Origin of the sequence: Pseudomonas sp. Irchel s3a10 (assembly GCF_900187525.1) — a bacterium.
GTDB classification, from domain to species: domain Bacteria; phylum Pseudomonadota; class Gammaproteobacteria; order Pseudomonadales; family Pseudomonadaceae; genus Aquipseudomonas; species Aquipseudomonas koreensis_G.
In genome coordinates, this window is record NZ_FYDR01000007.1 from 231,561 (window position 1) to 247,417 (window position 15,857).

16 protein-coding genes are annotated in these 15,857 nt (G+C 60.9%); 11 read left to right on the plus strand and 5 right to left on the minus strand.

From position 1 onward, the window contains the following. The first annotated feature begins 9 nt into the window (after positions 1–9). The 4 genes from ileS (at position 10) to ispH (ending at position 4,924) form a co-directional block, all read left to right on the plus strand. A complete protein-coding gene (ileS, locus tag CKW11_RS21400; RefSeq protein ID WP_095139300.1) occupies positions 10–2,841 on the plus strand; it encodes an isoleucine--tRNA ligase in 2,832 nt (943 codons plus the stop codon). After that, positions 2,834–3,346: a signal peptidase II gene (gene lspA / locus CKW11_RS21405; RefSeq protein WP_007909836.1), complete on the plus strand. Its 513-nt coding sequence runs from the start codon at positions 2,834–2,836 to the stop codon at positions 3,344–3,346. Before ileS ends, lspA begins: the two co-directional genes overlap by 8 nt. 7 nt (positions 3,347–3,353) lie before the next feature. Beyond that, positions 3,354–3,791, plus strand: coding sequence for an FKBP-type peptidyl-prolyl cis-trans isomerase (gene fkpB, locus CKW11_RS21410; RefSeq protein WP_177325639.1), 438 nt, complete (start codon positions 3,354–3,356; stop codon positions 3,789–3,791). A gap of 188 nt (positions 3,792–3,979) precedes the next feature. Next, positions 3,980–4,924: a 4-hydroxy-3-methylbut-2-enyl diphosphate reductase gene (gene ispH, locus CKW11_RS21415; protein ID WP_095139301.1), complete on the plus strand. Its 945-nt coding sequence runs from the start codon at positions 3,980–3,982 to the stop codon at positions 4,922–4,924. On the opposite strand, the gene CKW11_RS21420 is transcribed toward ispH, so the two are convergent. Beyond that, positions 4,881–5,450, minus strand: a complete 570-nt coding sequence (locus CKW11_RS21420; RefSeq protein WP_095139302.1) for a GspH/FimT family protein — start codon at positions 5,448–5,450, stop codon at positions 4,881–4,883. The genes ispH and CKW11_RS21420 overlap by 44 nt on opposite strands. A gap of 130 nt (positions 5,451–5,580) precedes the next feature. On the opposite strand from CKW11_RS21420, the gene CKW11_RS21425 reads away from it, so the two are divergent. From CKW11_RS21425 to thiO, 7 genes are read left to right on the plus strand one after another with little or no spacing between them, the layout of a single operon-like run. After that, entirely contained in the window at positions 5,581–6,054 is a 474-nt protein-coding gene (locus CKW11_RS21425; RefSeq protein ID WP_095139303.1) for a GspH/FimT family pseudopilin, read from the plus strand. After that, positions 6,051–6,500, plus strand: a complete 450-nt coding sequence (gene pilV, locus CKW11_RS21430) for a type IV pilus modification protein PilV (RefSeq protein ID WP_095139304.1) — start codon at positions 6,051–6,053, stop codon at positions 6,498–6,500. The genes CKW11_RS21425 and pilV overlap by 4 nt, the downstream gene beginning before the upstream one ends. Then, entirely contained in the window at positions 6,497–7,210 is a 714-nt protein-coding gene (locus CKW11_RS21435) for a PilW family protein (protein WP_095139305.1), read from the plus strand. The genes pilV and CKW11_RS21435 overlap by 4 nt, the downstream gene beginning before the upstream one ends. Before the next feature lie 11 nt (positions 7,211–7,221). Next, entirely contained in the window at positions 7,222–7,701 is a 480-nt protein-coding gene (locus tag CKW11_RS21440) for a PilX N-terminal domain-containing pilus assembly protein (protein WP_095139306.1), read from the plus strand. Continuing rightward, a complete protein-coding gene (locus tag CKW11_RS21445; protein WP_095139307.1) occupies positions 7,688–10,771 on the plus strand; it encodes a pilus assembly protein in 3,084 nt (1,027 codons plus the stop codon). Before CKW11_RS21440 ends, CKW11_RS21445 begins: the two co-directional genes overlap by 14 nt. A gap of 15 nt (positions 10,772–10,786) precedes the next feature. Then, on the plus strand, positions 10,787–11,188 hold the full coding sequence (locus tag CKW11_RS21450; protein WP_095139308.1) for a type IV pilin protein: 402 nt from the start codon (positions 10,787–10,789) through the stop codon (positions 11,186–11,188). A 57-nt stretch (positions 11,189–11,245) separates the two neighbouring features. After that, entirely contained in the window at positions 11,246–12,346 is a 1,101-nt protein-coding gene (gene thiO, locus CKW11_RS21455) for a glycine oxidase ThiO (RefSeq protein ID WP_095139309.1), read from the plus strand. 115 nt (positions 12,347–12,461) lie between these two features. On the opposite strand, the gene CKW11_RS21460 is transcribed toward thiO, so the two are convergent. From CKW11_RS21460 to CKW11_RS21475, 4 genes are all read right to left on the minus strand, one after another. Beyond that, positions 12,462–13,808 carry a sigma-54 dependent transcriptional regulator gene (locus tag CKW11_RS21460; RefSeq protein WP_095139310.1) on the minus strand — a complete coding sequence of 449 codons (1,347 nt, stop codon included), beginning with the start codon at positions 13,806–13,808 and terminating at the stop codon, positions 12,462–12,464. After that, a complete protein-coding gene (locus CKW11_RS21465; RefSeq protein WP_095139316.1) occupies positions 13,805–15,394 on the minus strand; it encodes a PAS domain-containing sensor histidine kinase in 1,590 nt (529 codons plus the stop codon). Before CKW11_RS21465 ends, CKW11_RS21460 begins: the two co-directional genes overlap by 4 nt. After that, positions 15,384–15,617: a PP0621 family protein gene (locus CKW11_RS21470; RefSeq protein ID WP_095139311.1), complete on the minus strand. Its 234-nt coding sequence runs from the start codon at positions 15,615–15,617 to the stop codon at positions 15,384–15,386. Before CKW11_RS21470 ends, CKW11_RS21465 begins: the two co-directional genes overlap by 11 nt. Before the next feature lie 105 nt (positions 15,618–15,722). Continuing rightward, positions 15,723–15,857, minus strand: a 135-nt coding sequence (locus tag CKW11_RS21475; RefSeq protein WP_143499963.1) for an integrase core domain-containing protein, incomplete at its 5' end; no start/stop codon positions are given.

The window sequence follows — 15,857 nt, forward strand, 5'->3', positions numbered from 1 at the left end:
GAGCCTTAAATGACCGACTATAAAGCCACGCTAAACCTTCCGGACACCGCCTTCCCAATGAAGGCCGGCCTGCCACAGCGCGAACCGCAGATCCTGCAGCGCTGGGACAGTATTGGCCTGTACGGAAAGTTGCGCGAGATTGGCAAGGATCGTCCGAAGTTCGTCCTGCACGACGGCCCTCCGTACGCCAACGGCACGATTCACATCGGTCACGCACTGAACAAGATTCTCAAGGACATGATCATCCGCTCGAAGACCCTGTCGGGCTTTGACGCGCCGTATGTTCCGGGCTGGGACTGCCACGGCCTGCCGATCGAACACAAGGTTGAAGTGACCCACGGCAAGAATCTGGGCGCGGACAAGACCCGCGAACTGTGCCGTGCCTACGCCACCGAGCAGATCGAAGGGCAGAAGAGCGAATTCATCCGCCTCGGCGTGCTGGGCGACTTCGCCAACCCGTACAAGACCATGGACTTCAAGAACGAGGCCGGTGAAATCCGCGCCCTCGCCGAAATCGTCAAGGGCGGTTTCGTGTTCAAGGGCCTCAAGCCGGTGAACTGGTGCTTCGACTGTGGTTCGGCGCTGGCCGAAGCCGAAGTCGAGTACGAGAACAAGAAGTCCTCGACCATCGACGTGGCTTTCCCGATCGCTGACGAGGCCAAACTGGCCGCCGCGTTCGGTCTGCCGTCGCTGAGCAAGCCTGCCTCGATCGTGATCTGGACCACCACCCCGTGGACCATCCCGGCCAACCAGGCGCTGAACGTCCACCCGGAATTCAATTACGCCCTGGTCGATATCGGCGACAAGCTGCTGGTTCTGGCTGAAGAGCTGGTTGAGTCCTGCCTGTCGCGTTACGGCGTTGAAGGCAGCGTACTGGCCACCGCGCCGGGTTCGGCGCTGGAACTGATCAACTTCCGTCACCCGTTCTACGACCGCCTGTCGCCGGTGTACCTGGCCGACTACGTCGAACTGGGTGCCGGCACCGGTGTGGTTCACTCCGCCCCGGCCTATGGTGTGGACGACTTCGTGACCTGCAAGAAGTACGGCATGGTCAACGATGACATCCTCAACCCGGTACAAAGCAACGGCGTGTACGTGCCGTCGCTGGAGTTCTTTGGCGGCCAGTTCATCTGGAAGGCCAACCCGGCCATCGTCGAAAAACTCACCGAAGTCGGTGCGCTGCTGCACACCACCGTCATCGAACACAGCTACATGCATTGCTGGCGCCACAAAACCCCGCTGATCTACCGCGCCACCGCGCAGTGGTTCATCGGCATGGACAAGGAGCCGGTCAGCGGCGACACCCTGCGCGTACGCTCGCTCAAAGCCATCGAAGACACCAAGTTCGTTCCGGCCTGGGGCCAGGCGCGCCTGCACTCGATGATCGCCAACCGTCCGGACTGGTGCATCTCCCGTCAGCGCAACTGGGGCGTGCCGATCCCGTTCTTCCTGAACAAGGAAAGCGGCGAACTGCACCCACGCACCGTCGAACTGATGGAAGAGGTCGCCAAGCGCGTTGAAGGTGAAGGCATCGAGGCCTGGTTCAAGCTCGACGCCGCCGAACTGCTGGGCGACGAAGCGCCGCTGTACGACAAGATCAGCGACACCCTCGACGTCTGGTTCGACTCGGGTACCACTCACTGGCACGTGCTGCGCGGTTCGCACCCGATGGGTCACGAAACCGGCCCGCGCGCCGACCTGTACCTGGAAGGTTCCGACCAGCACCGCGGCTGGTTCCACTCGTCGTTGCTGACCGGTTGCGCCATCGACAACCACGCGCCGTACCGCGAGTTGCTGACCCACGGCTTCACCGTCGATGAGTCCGGCCGCAAGATGTCCAAATCGCTGGGCAACGTGATTGCGCCGCAGAAAGTCAACGACACCCTGGGCGCCGACATCATGCGTCTGTGGGTCGCGTCGACCGACTACTCCGGCGAAATGGCCGTGTCCGAGCAGATCCTGCAGCGCAGCGCGGACGCCTATCGCCGTATCCGTAACACGGCGCGTTTCCTGCTTTCCAACCTGACCGGTTTCAACCCGGCCACCGACCTCCTGCCGGCCGAAGAAATGCTCGCGCTGGATCGCTGGGCGGTGGATCGTACCCTGCTGCTGCAACGCGAGTTGCAAGAGCACTACGGCGAATACCGCTTCTGGAACGTCTACTCGAAGATCCACAACTTCTGCGTGCAGGAGCTCGGTGGTTTCTACCTAGACATCATCAAGGATCGCCAGTACACCACCGGCGCCGACAGCAAGGCCCGTCGCTCGTGCCAGACCGCGCTGTTCCACATCTCCGAAGCGCTGGTACGCTGGATCGCCCCGATCCTCGCGTTCACCGCCGACGAACTGTGGCAATACCTGCCGGGCGAGCGCAACGAATCGGTGATGCTCAACACCTGGTACGAAGGTCTGACCGAGTTGCCGGAAGGCTTCGAGCTGGGTCGCGAGTACTGGGATCGCATCATGGAAGTGAAGGTTGCGGTCAATAAAGAAATGGAAATCCAGCGTGCGGCCAAAGCCGTCGGTGGCAACCTGCAAGCCGAAGTGACGCTGTTCGCCGAAGAAGCGCTGAGCGCCGACCTGGCCAAACTGAGCAACGAACTGCGCTTTGTCCTGATCACCTCGACTGCCAGCGTGGCACCTTTCGTTCAGGCACCTGCGGACGCGGTAGCCACCGAAGTCAGCGGCCTGAAACTGAAGATCGTCAAATCGGCCTTCCCGAAATGCGCCCGTTGCTGGCATTGCCGCGAAGACGTGGGCGTGAATCCGGAGCATCCGGAAATCTGCGGCCGTTGCGTGGACAACATCGATGGCGCAGGCGAGGTTCGTCACTATGCCTAACGCCGTTGGCCGTTTCGGACGGCTGAGCTGGCTCTGGTTGAGCTTGCTGGTTCTGGTCATCGACCAGGCCAGCAAGTTCTACTTCGAAGGCAAGCTCGAAATGTTCCAGCAGATCGTGATCATTCCCGATTACTTCAGCTGGACCCTGGCCTACAACACCGGCGCGGCATTCAGCTTCCTGGCTGACAGCTCCGGCTGGCAGCGCTGGCTGTTCGCGCTGATCGCGATCGTGGTCAGTGCGGTGCTGGTGGTCTGGCTCAAACGCCTGGGCCGCAACGAAACCTGGCTGGCCGTCGCACTGGCGCTGGTGCTGGGCGGTGCGCTGGGCAATCTGTATGACCGCATTGCCCTGGGCCATGTGATCGACTTCATTCTGGTGCACTGGCAGAACCGCTGGTACTTCCCGGCGTTCAACTTCGCCGACAGCGCCATCACCGTCGGTGCGGTGATGCTGGCACTGGACATGTTCAAAAGTAAGAAAACCGGAGAAGCCGTTCATGACTGAACAGGTATTGGCTGAGCAACGCATCGGCCAGAACACGGAAGTCACTTTGCACTTTGCATTGCGCCTGGAGAACGGCGACACGGTCGACAGCACGTTCGACAAGGCCCCGGCGACCTTCAAGGTCGGCGACGGCAACCTGCTGCCGGGTTTCGAAGCCGCATTGTTCGGCTTCAAGGCCGGCGACAAGCGTACGCTGACCGTCGAGCCGGAAAACGCTTTCGGCCAGCCGAACCCGCAAAACGTACAGATCATCCCGCGTTCGCAGTTCGTCGACATGGAGTTGTCGCCGGGTTTGCTGGTGATCTTCAATGATGCGGCCAATACTGAGCTGCCGGGTGTGGTGAAAGAGTTCGACGACGCGCAAGTGACCATCGACTTCAACCACCCGCTGGCCGGCAAGACGCTGACCTTTGACGTCGAGATCATCAACGTCAAAGCGATCTAAGTAAAACCGCAGAACAATTGTGGGAGCGGGCTTGCTCGCGAATGCTGACTGACATTCAACATAGAAGTTGTCTGACACACTGCTTTCGCGAGCAAGCCCGCTCCCACATTGGATTTTTGCTGTATTTGAGCAATGTGCTCGATCAGCAGGACGTAAATTTATTTCGCGCGCAAGACACGAGGCACAGCATGCAAATCAAACTCGCCAACCCCCGTGGCTTCTGCGCCGGCGTGGACCGGGCGATCGAAATCGTCAACCGCGCCCTGGAAGTCTTCGGGCCGCCGATCTATGTGCGTCATGAAGTGGTGCACAACAAGTTCGTCGTCGAAGACCTGCGCAGCCGTGGCGCGATTTTCGTCGAAGAACTGGATCAGGTACCGGACGACGTCATCGTGATCTTCAGTGCCCACGGCGTTTCCCAGGCCGTGCGCAATGAAGCCGCCGGCCGTGGCCTGAAGGTATTCGACGCCACTTGCCCGCTGGTGACCAAGGTGCACATCGAAGTCGCGAAATACAGCCGCGACGGCCGTGAGTGCATCCTGATCGGCCACGCCGGTCACCCGGAAGTCGAAGGCACCATGGGCCAGTACGACGCTAGCAATGGCGGCGCGATCTACCTCGTCGAAGACGAGAAAGACGTAGCCGAACTGCAAGTGCGTAACCCGGAAAAGCTGGCGTTCGTGACTCAGACCACCCTGTCGATGGACGACACCAGTCGGGTGATCGATGCCCTGCGCACACGCTTCCCGGCCATTGGTGGCCCGCGCAAGGACGACATCTGCTACGCCACGCAAAACCGTCAGGACGCGGTCAAGCAACTGGCTGACGAATGCGACGTGGTGTTGGTGGTGGGCAGCCCGAACAGCTCCAACTCCAACCGTCTGCGCGAACTGGCTGAACGCATGGCCACGCCGGCCTACCTGATCGACGGCGCCGAAGACTTGCAGAAAAGCTGGTTCGACGGTGTCGAGCGCATCGGCATCACCGCCGGTGCTTCCGCGCCGGAAGTATTGGTGCGTGGCGTGATCCAGCAGTTGCAAGCCTGGGGAGCGACCGGTGCCGATGAACTGGCCGGCCGCGAAGAGAACATCACGTTCTCGATGCCGAAAGAGCTGCGCGTCCGCTCGATCTGACGCTCTTCGCCTTCAGGCACAGCGCCTGCTCAGCCTTCGCGCTGGTCAGGCGCACTCGGCCGGTTGCCGCCAGCACCACCTGGCGCTGGCTGACCGGCTCGCGTGCCGAACAGATATGTAATGTCCCTGCCTGAAACGCCCGCCCGGGCATCAGCGGTTGTCCCAGACTGCTGAAGCGTACATAACGACTGACTGCCCAATTGCCGACAATCGGTGTCCGCCCGTCACTCGCTTGTTCCTGCAGCAGTGGATTGCTGCTGTCCTGCGGCCCCTTGCCGCTGATATCCAGAATGATCCGCCAGCCCTGACTCCAGTCGCCATTGATGCCATGGATCACCACGCTCTGATTGCGAGTGATGGCCTGGGTGCGGGCGTTGCGAATCCCGTCGAGCAGCGACTGCGCCGCATGGTCGCGCTGAGTCGATTCGTTGAAGGCGGCAAACGCCGGACTGACCAGCGCCAGAACAATTGCGCCAATCGCCAGTCCCATAAGCAATTCGATCAGACTGAAACCCTGTTGCGGCATGAGCACTTCCTCCCTGAAGCATGAGGCCAGACGCGATCCGTGCGCCGGGCAGGGCAAATCAACCGACGCAGGTCGGTTGAATGTTCTAGTTTGTAGAAGCAGGTATAGCCGACGGCAACGGAGGGCATCGATGGATCGTCATACAAAAGGTTTCACGCTGCCTGAGTTGTTGGCTGCGGTCGCGGTGATGGTGATCCTCATAACCCTGGCGGTGCCGGGTTTCACTCGCTCGATCCAGAGCAGCAAGGCCGATACCGAAATGGGCGACTTGCAGCGCGCCATCAACTATGCGCGGCTGGAGGCGATTGATCGTGGCGTGACCACACGCTTGCGCCCGAGCGCCGGCGGCAGCGTGTGGACCGGCGAATTGTCGGTCTACGACAGTACTGGCACTTCGGCCAATGTATTGCGGGTTATTCCAGCGATGAGCAGCGGCGCGACTCTGACGCTACCCTCAGGAGTGACCGCACTGGATTTCAATAATCTGGGCGGCCTGGCGGCGCCGTCGACGGCGGTGGTCATCAGCTACGCGCTGGGAACGCAAAGCAGGACGCTGAACGTGTGTCTGAACGGACGAATTCAATTGGGTGGAAGTTGCGGATGAGGGCAGGGAGCACACAGGCACAGGAGGGCATGTCGCTGATCGAAGTGCTGGTCGCGTTGCTGATTCTGACCGTTGGCATATTGGGCGCGGCAGCTGTTCAAGTGAATGCGCTGAAGTACACCGACAGTTCGCGCATGACCAGCCAGGCGAGTTTTATCGCCTACGACATGATGGATCGCATCCGCGCCAACGCCGCTGCCGATTACACGGTGACACCACCGACCTCGGGCAACCTCAGTGTCGCCCGCGATCAGGATCTCTACGATTTCTCCACCAGCATCGTCAATTTCGGCGGGCCGAGCGCCACCGGCACGATCACCCGCAATCAGCGGGTGTACACCATCACCATCAACTGGAATGACTCACGGGCCGCGAATGCCAGCGGTACCACGCGCAGTTTCGTCCTGACCAGCCGTGCCACGGTCGATCCGGTGGCCACGCCATGAAGCAATACAACCGTGGTTTCGGCCTGATCGAAATGCTCATTGCCCTGGCGCTCGGGCTGATCATCGTGCTGGGCGTGGTGCAGACGTTTCTCGCCGCTAAAAACACTTACGTCAGCCAGAACACCGCGGCCGCGATGCAAGAAGACGCACGTTTTGTCCTGAGCAAGATGATTCAGGAACTGCGCATGGTCGGCATGTTCGGTTGCCTCGGCAGCATTACCGACGCGAGTTCGGCGGGGGATTTCAACGCGGCGCAAGTCACGCCGATCAGTTGGGATAACAGCAATCTCAAACTGACTCTGGTCACTGCTGACGTTGGCGGCAGTGGCGGTACGCCGAACTGGACGGTGATCTCCGATTGCCGCAACAGCGCCACGGCCTATACCGGGTTGCGCGCGGCGGCGAGCGGGCAGATCGCCTTTCCGATCCGTCGCTTGATCTACAGCTTCAGCAACAACCAGATCCTCATGGGCACCGGCAGCGGCAATCCGACCCAGCAGGTGCTGGTGAATAACGTCAGTGCCTTTAACGTGACCTTCGGTCTGGCCGCGTCGGCTACCGACGTCGCGGCGTCCTCCTACAGCGCCAACCCCAGCGATCCGGCGCGCATCCGCAGTGTGCGCCTGAGCCTGACTCTCACTGACCCGAACAACCGGGTGGCCAATCAAACCTTCAACGTGGTTGCCGCGTTGCGCAACCGCTTGCAATGAGGGCCGGGCCGATGAGGATGACTTTCGAGCAGCGGCAAAACCAGCGCGGTATGGTGTTGCTGGTCAGTCTGGTGTTTTTGTTGCTGCTGACACTGATCGGCCTGTCCTCGATGCAAAGCGCCAACCTGCAGGAAAAAATGGCCGGCAGCGTCAGCCTGCGCAATCAGTCGTTCCAGACCGCAGAGGCCGCGCTGCGTATCGGCGAGAGTGCGGTGCAGCTCGACAGTTATTCGCTGGCCGTCTGCGCCAGTACCACGCAATGTGCGCCGCCGGCGGAGTCATCGGTGGTCAGCGCGGCGGGGTTCAATTCGACTTCCGGGGTCACGTGGATTGCTGCCGGTAACGGCTTTTATGGGGTGCAGAACATTGGCACGACCCTGACGGCAGTGAACGTGCCGAGCAACACGTCGGCGACCCTGTATCGAGTGACCGCCGTCGGCATCGCCGGTACTTCGCGCAGTGTGGTGGAGAGTGTCTATGCGAAGTATTGAGCGCTTCCGGACCTTGTTGGCCGGCGTGCTGCTGGGCCTGTATCTGGCGGCGCCGGCGTATGCGTTTACCCCGTCCGATTCGCCGCTGTTGAGCGCGGCGGCGGTGTCGCCCAACGTGATGTTGCTGATCGACGATTCCGGCAGTATGAATAGCATTATTTATGCGCCAGGATTCGATCCCGGCGTTGATCGTACACCCGCCCGGCAGTGCAACGCGTTGCTTGGGCTGTGCCTGAGTTCGTCCGCCATTACCGGTGATTCGGTGTTTCTCTCGAGCCTGCCGACCTCCGGTTGTTCCGGTGGGGCCTATGCCTTTTACAACAACAGTGTTGCGCCGCTGTGCCTGAAACTGCCGGATCCGGTGGGTGGCGGCAACACCCGCTACACCGGGGATTACATCGCCTATGTGGTCGGGCTGGCGATCAACAACGGCACCCGCGACTTCACCAACGGGGCAATTCCCAACGACTATCGGATCAACGTCGCGCGCAACGTGTCCACCGCGCTGGTCACCAGCAATCGTACCTTGCGTATGGGCCTGTCGACTTTCAATCCGGCCACCAGTAACAACTCGGGCAATGGCGGTTACATCGCACGATCGATCAGCGACCTGTCTCCGGTGTCCGGCAGCGTGACCCAGGCGCAGGCCGACGCCAACTACAACGCGCTGATTTCTGCGATCAACGGTTTGAGCGCCGTGGCCAATACGCCGCTGGCGGAAACCTATTACGAAATCACTCGCTACATGCGTGGCATGGCCCCGTACTACAACAGCACGCCGACGACCTACACCAGCCCGATCCAGTACCGTTGCCAGAAGAACTACGGCGTGGTGATCACCGACGGTTTGCCGACTTACGACCGCACCTTCCCGAGCAATGATCCGCTGGGTGGCAGTCGCCTGCCGAACTGGGACGGCATCAACAATGACGGCAACAACCTCAATGGTGATAGCGAGGGCGACACGCTGTATCTCGACGATATTGCCAAATTCGCCTTCGACATCGACATGCGTTCGACCGGTACTGACGCCGCCGGCAAAAGCTGGAACGCGGTGGATTTTCCCAAGCAGAACATGAACACCTACACCGTGGGTTTTACCGCCGACAATGACATGTTGTCGGACGCCGCCGCTTACGGGCAGGGCAGGTATTACCAGGCGACCGACAGCACGGGCCTCAATGCCGCACTGTCCTCGGCGTTGAGCGACATCACCTCCAAGGCCGGCTCCGGCGGCAGCGGGGTCACCAGCGGCACCACGCTGGCCAGTGGCACCCGTTATTTCCAGACCAGCTATGACCCCAAAGACTGGCGCGGGACGATCAAGTCCTTCGGTTTCACCTCGGCTGTCGCGGTGAATACCTCGGCAGCGTTGTGGAGTACCGACACCACAATCGTCCCGGGCGCTACCGCACCGACTTATCAATCATGGAACACCGGCAGCAATGCCGCCGTCACTCTGGCTTACGGCAACTTCTCCGCTGCCCAGCAGACCACGCTCAGCCAGAGCCTGCCCACTGGCATCAGCGGCAACGATCTGGTGGAGTGGAGCAAGGGCACCAACAAGGCCGGGCTGAAGGTGCGCAGCGTATTGCTCGGCGACATCGTCAACTCGCCGCTGGTGCTGGCCTCGCCCGGCGACAAAACCGCCTCCGATCTCTCGGGGGACACCACCTACACCACGTACCTGACCACCAAAGCGGCGAATATGAATTCGAGTCTGGTGGTGAATGCCAACGACGGTTTCGTCAACGTTATCAACTCGGCCAACGGCACTCGACGCTATGCCTACATGCCGTCCAGCGTGTTGCCGTCGCTGCGGCTGATTGCAGATCCTGCTTACATCAACGGCGTCAGCCACAAGTTTCTGGTGGACGGTCAGGTCGGTGTGTATGACGCGCAAATCAACAGCGCCTGGAAAACCCTGGCCATTGGCGGTACTGGCGCCGGCGGCAAGACTTTCTACGCGCTGCAACTGTTCGACGCGTCCGCCGGCAATGTGCTCAGCGCCCTTTGGGAGGTGAGTGCGCCCGCCACGGCAAACACCGCCAATGCATTCAATGATCTGGGTTACGCCTATGCCCGGCCGGAAGTGGCACGCTTGGCCGATGGTCGCTGGGCGGCATTCATCGCCAATGGCTATGGCAGCAACTCCGGTGTGGCGGCGTTGTATGTGCTGGATGTGCGTGACGGTTCGCTGATCAAGAAAATCGTGATCGACAGCACCGAAACCACCAATGGCCTGTCGTCGGTGAAGCTCAAGGTCAATTCTTCCAACGTGGTGCAGGCCGCTTACGGCGGTGACTTGAAAGGGCGTTTGTGGAAATTCGATCTGAGCGCGACGTCGACCGACAGCTGGGGCGTGGCGTTTTCCGGCAAGCCGCTGTTCACCACGGCGGGCGGAGCGACTCAGCCGATCACCGCGCAGCCGCTGCTGGCGGACAATTCGCAGGGGGGCAAACAGGTATTTTTCGGCACCGGAAAATTCAACGAAACCGCCGACAAGACCAACAAGGACCTGCAGGCATTTTATTCGGTGTGGGATGCCGACGGCGGTTCCGGGCAACTGACAGTCAGCAGCCTGCAGACGCAAGCAGTGACCGGGGTGTTCTCCGGGAGTACGGGGCAGTTCATCACCACCAGCCAGAACGACACGACTTATCCAGCGGAGAAGGGCTGGTATTTGCCCTTGGTGTACAACAACGTGCTGACCGGCGAGCGGGTGATCAATCAGGCCAGTCTGGTGCTCGGGCGCATCGTGTTTACCACCGCCAGTGTCGACACCACCGACCCGTGCGCCAGTTTCGGCACCGGCAAACTGGTCGAACTCGATGCGTTCAGCGGTAAGATGCTCAACTACGCGGTGCTCGACACCAACGCCGATGGCGTGGTCGACAGCAACGACACGATTTCCAGCGGCGTGGTGTTCACCGGCGGGATTCCGACCCTGAACGCCATCGTCAATGGCGCGACGCGCAAGATCGTCAACGATTCCAGTGGCACCGTCACCACACTGGTGGAAAAATCCGGCGGCGGCAGCCGTCGTATCATGTGGCGACAAATACAGTAAGTGAGAGTTTGAGGCATGCGCAGAGTCAACCAAGGCTTCACCCTGATCGAGATCATGATCGTGATTGCGATCATCGGCATCATTATCACCATCGCTGCACCGGGCTACACCGAATACCTGAAAAAGGGCCGGCGTGCCGAAGTGGTGTCACTGCTCTCGGAGCAGGCGCAGAGCCTCGAACGCTTCTATACCAAAAACAACGTCTATACCGGCATCACCGGTCTGAGCACGGGCAATGATTTCTACACCATCACCCCGACGATCGCTGACCAGACCTTCCTGCTGACTGCCACGCGCAAGGCTGGCACTGCCATGGCCAGCGACAAGTGCGGGGACTTCACCCTCACCAACACTGGCGTCAGAAGCATGAACAACGCTACCACCGGGCTGACCACCAAGGATTGCTGGGGCCGCTGAGGTACCTTCTTGAGGGCGCCTTTTGCGCCCACTGTCTTTTTTACGGTTGGATCAAACATGACCAGGCAACAGCAAGTGGTGATTGTCGGTGGCGGGGTGATTGGCCTGCTGACCGCCTACAACCTCGCCTCCGAAGTGCGCAGCGTGGTGCTGCTGGATCGCTCGAACGTCGGCCAGGAATCGTCCTGGGCCGGCGGCGGCATTGTTTCGCCGCTGTACCCGTGGCGCTACAGCCCGGCGGTCACCGCACTGGCGCATTGGTCGCAGGATTTTTATCCACAGCTGGGCGAGCGGCTATTTGCCGATACCGGGGTTGATCCCGAAGTGCACACCACCGGCCTGTACTGGCTGGATCTGGACGATGAAGCCGAAGCACTGGCCTGGGCCGAGCGGGAAAACCGTCCGCTGCGGGCTGTGGATATCTCTGCAGCACACGACGCAGTGCCGGTGCTCGGCGGTGGATTCTCCCGGGCGATCTACATGGCTGATGTGGCCAATGTGCGTAACCCGCGTCTGGTCAAATCGTTGAAAGCCGCTTTGCTGGCGCTGCCTAACGTAACCCTTCACGAGCAATGCGAAGTCAGCAGTTTTGTTCGCGAAGGCGCGCGGGTGGTTGGCGTCGAGACGTCCAAAGGCGTGATCAGTGGCGACCAGGTGGTGCTGACCGCCGGAGCATGGAGCGGTGATCTGCTCAAGACGCTGGACCTGACGCTGCCGGTCGAGCCGGTCAAGGGCCAGATGATTCTCTACAAGTGTGCGGCGGATTTCCTGCCGAGCATGGTGCTGGCCAAGGGACGTTATGCGATTCCGCGTCGCGACGGGCACATTCTGATCGGCAGTACGCTGGAGCATGAAGGCTTCGACAAGACCCCGACCGATGTCGCGTTGCAGAGTCTCAAGGCTTCGGCGGTCGAGCTGCTGCCGGCGTTGGCGGAGGCCGAAGTGGTGGGGCACTGGGCCGGTTTGCGCCCGGGCTCGCCGGAGGGGATTCCGTATATCGGCCGGGTGCCGGGGTTTGAGGGGGTGTGGCTGAACTGCGGGCATTACCGCAACGGGCTGGTGCTGGCGCCGGCGTCGTGTCAGTTGTTTGCCGATGTCATGCTGGGGCGGGCGCCGATTATCGATCCGGCGCCGTATGCGCCTGAAGGTCGCATTTAGTCAGGTAGTTCTCTGGTGGCTGGCAGAGCGCTTTCGCGAGCAAGCCCGCTCCCACAGTTGATCTTTGTCGGTCACAAAATCCAATGTGGGAGCGGGCTTGCTCGCGAAGGGGCCCTCAATCTAGACCGAGTTTCTTCAGCCGATAACGCATCGACCTGAACGACAAACTCAAGCGCTGCGCCGCCGCCGTGCGATTCCAGCGGGTTTCCTCCAGCGCCTGCAGGATCAGCTTGCGCTCGACGTTCTCCAGATAATCCTCAAGGTTGTCGATCTGCGTCAGGTCGGCAATGCCGTCCTCGACTGCGCAACTCCCTTCGCTCAAGCGCAAATCCTCGGCCTCGATCACTTGGTTTTCGCACAGCGTGTGCGCGCGTTCGAGGACATTCTCCAGTTCTCGCACATTTCCGGGAAAACGATAACGCTTCAGTGCTTCAAGCGCTTGCGGGTGCAATTGGGCTGCCGGCTGGCCACTGTTGCTGGCCAGACGCTGCAGCATGTGCGCAGCCAGCACTTCGATGTCGTCGCGCCGTTCGCGCAGGGACGGCACCCGCAGTTCAATCACGTTCAACCGATAATACAGATCCTGACGGAAGCGCCCGGCGGCGACTTCCGCTTCCAGGTCTTTGTGCGTGGCGCACAGAATGCGCACATCGACCACGGTTTCCTGCTGGCCGCCGACGCTGCGCACGGCTTTTTCCTGAATCGCCCGCAGCAGCTTGACTTGCATCGACAGCGGCAGATCCGCCACTTCATCGAGAAACAGGGTGCCGCCGTGCGCGGCCTGAAACAGCCCCGGTTTGTCGTCCACCGCGCCGGTGAAGCTGCCTTTGCGATGGCCAAAAAACTCGCTCTCCATCAGCTCTGAAGGGATCGCCCCGCAGTTGACCGGTACAAACGGCTGTTGCGCGCGCGGCCCTTGTTCGTGGATCAGCCGCGCGACCAGCTCTTTGCCGCTGCCCGATTCGCCGCTGATGTAGACCGGAGCCTGGCTGCGGGCGAGCTTGTCGATTTGTTTGCGCAGAGCGCGCATTGGGGGCGAGTCGCCCAGCAGTCGGCGGTCGATCGAGGTGACGCTGCCGCCGGCGGCAGGCATGCGCAGTGCGGTGCTGACCAGTTCACGCAGGCGCGTGAGATCAACCGGCTTGGTGAGGAAGTCGAAGGCGCCGGCCTTCAGCGCATTGATCGCTGTTTCCAGGCTGCCATACGCGGTGATCATCGCCACCGGCAGTTGTGGATGACGTTGCTGGATGTGCTGCACCAGATCCAGCCCCGTGCCGTCGGGCAGGCGCATATCGGTCAGGCACAGGTCGAACGCATTGCGTTGCAACAGCGCCTGAGCCTCGCCTAGGTTGCGAGCACTGAAGGTGTCGAGTTTCATCCGTCCCAGGGTGATTTCCAGGAGTTCGCGGATATCCGGTTCGTCGTCGACGATGAGGATTTTTTGCCGTGGGCTCGTGTTCAACTTTGTTTCCGTCCGTGAGCAAAGGTGATGCGAAAGCAGCCGCCGCCTTGGCGTGGTTTGAAGTCTAGGCGCGCCTGGTTGCTTTCGCACAGCTCACGGGACAGATAAAGCCCAAGGCCGGTGCCTTGGCTGCTGGTGGTGAAAAACGGCTCGAACAGATGCGCCTGCTGATCGGACGGGACGCCGGGGCCATTGTCCTGCACTTCGAGTACCGCCAGTTGGCTTTCGGGGTCGACGAACAGCGCCAGCCAGACCTCGGCCTGCTCGTGCAGCAGGGCGCTGTGCCGCCAGCCGTTGCGTAACAGATTGTCGAGAATCTGCGTGAGCTGGTCGGGATCCATCAACGTGATGAAGTCCCCGGAATTGATCCGCAAATGAATCGTTTGCCGCTCAGTGGCCTGTTCGCGGCTCTCGGCGACGAACTGTTCCAGCCACGGCTTGAGATCCAGCCGTTGCGGAGCGCTCTGCTGGCGGCGCGACAGTTGCAGGACGTTTTCGATGACTCGGTTCATGCGCTGGGAGTGGTCTTGAATGATCTGCGTCAGACGCCGATCAGCGCTATCGAGTTCCTCGGACTCCGCCAATAGCTGCGCGGCATGACTGATGGCGCCCAGTGGATTGCGGATTTCATGGGAGATGCCCGCGGTCAGACGCCCGAGCGCGGCGAGTTTGAGCTGCTGGGCTTGTTGCGCGACTTGCGCCAGGTCTTCGAGGAACACCAGGGTTTGCTGGTTGGGACTCTGGTCGAGGGCGATGAAGCTGGGTTGCAGTTCCAGGCCGTTGCCGGGGATCTTCAGGCTCTGAGGGCGCAGGGTCGGGTTGCTCAGCCACAGCTGCAGACGCTCGACCAATGCCGGCGAGTAGTCGCTGATCAAATGACCTTCAAGATGCGATTGGGCCAACAGATTTTTCGCGCTGTGGTTGGCCAGCTGTACCCGACGCTGTTCGTCGAGCACCAGGATGCCGGTGCGCATGCGTTGCAGAATCAGGGCGTTGAGCGCTTCAAGGCTGGTGACTTCGCTGGCGCGCTGTTCGGCGAGATTTTCGCTGACTTCCAGACGCCGGATCAGGCCCTGGACCAGCAGCGATGCGGCAAAACACAAGGCGCCGAGGGTCCCGGCTTGCAGATAGTCATTGGCGCTCAGGGGATGACTGAAGCTCAGCAGAAAGCTGGAGCTGACAATGCCGAGTGCGCCGATGGCGGCAATCAGCAGGCCGATGCGCCGGCGCAGCAAGGTGTTGCTGATCGCCACCGAGACAATCAGCAGGTTGCCGATCGCGCTGGCCACCCCGCCCGCCGCGTAGAACAACCCGCACAGCAGCAGGACATCCACCAGCGCCAGACTGAACAACTGCGTCGGCCGCCGGGTGTTTTCCAGAAACACCACCAGCAGGATGTTCAGCACCAGATACAACCAGCTACCGCTGCGCAGCAGTTCGTCGTCGGCCGACGTCAGCAGGCGGTTGTCCATGTTGCTGGAGATCAGCAGCACCAGCGTGATGCCGACGCTCAAACGGTAGAGATGATACAGGCGCAGCAGGCGCTGAGCCTGTTTACGGTCGGCGTTGGCGACCTCAGCGATCACTGGCACCCGGGCCTTGCTCAAGGTGAGCCTGGCTGCAATACCATTGTTGCTGAAGGTTCAGCGCGCGGTCGCGGGGCAGGTGCACGCCGCATTGGGCGCAGCGCACCATCGGCGCGGCGTCTTGCTCGCGGGGCGATTGGGCAGACGAGGCGGGCGCCTTGAATTTACGCCACAGCCATACCGCAGCGAAAATCAGGACAATCCAGAACAGTAAACGAAGCATGATGGGCGGCTTTTCGGCTAGTGATCCGGCAGTTTAGCCAAGGTGCCGGCAGGCGCACAGACTATTAATGCGCATGTCTAGTCCTGAAATAGGTTTACACCTGTTTCACCCTAACGCCCGATGCACCGCATCGGGCGTTTTGTATTTCAAAGACAGGTGCGGACGCTCACCGTTGTAGATCGATACCGACTCACTCACCATCTTCTTCGCCTGCGTTAAATCCTGTGGTCGCTGGAGCAT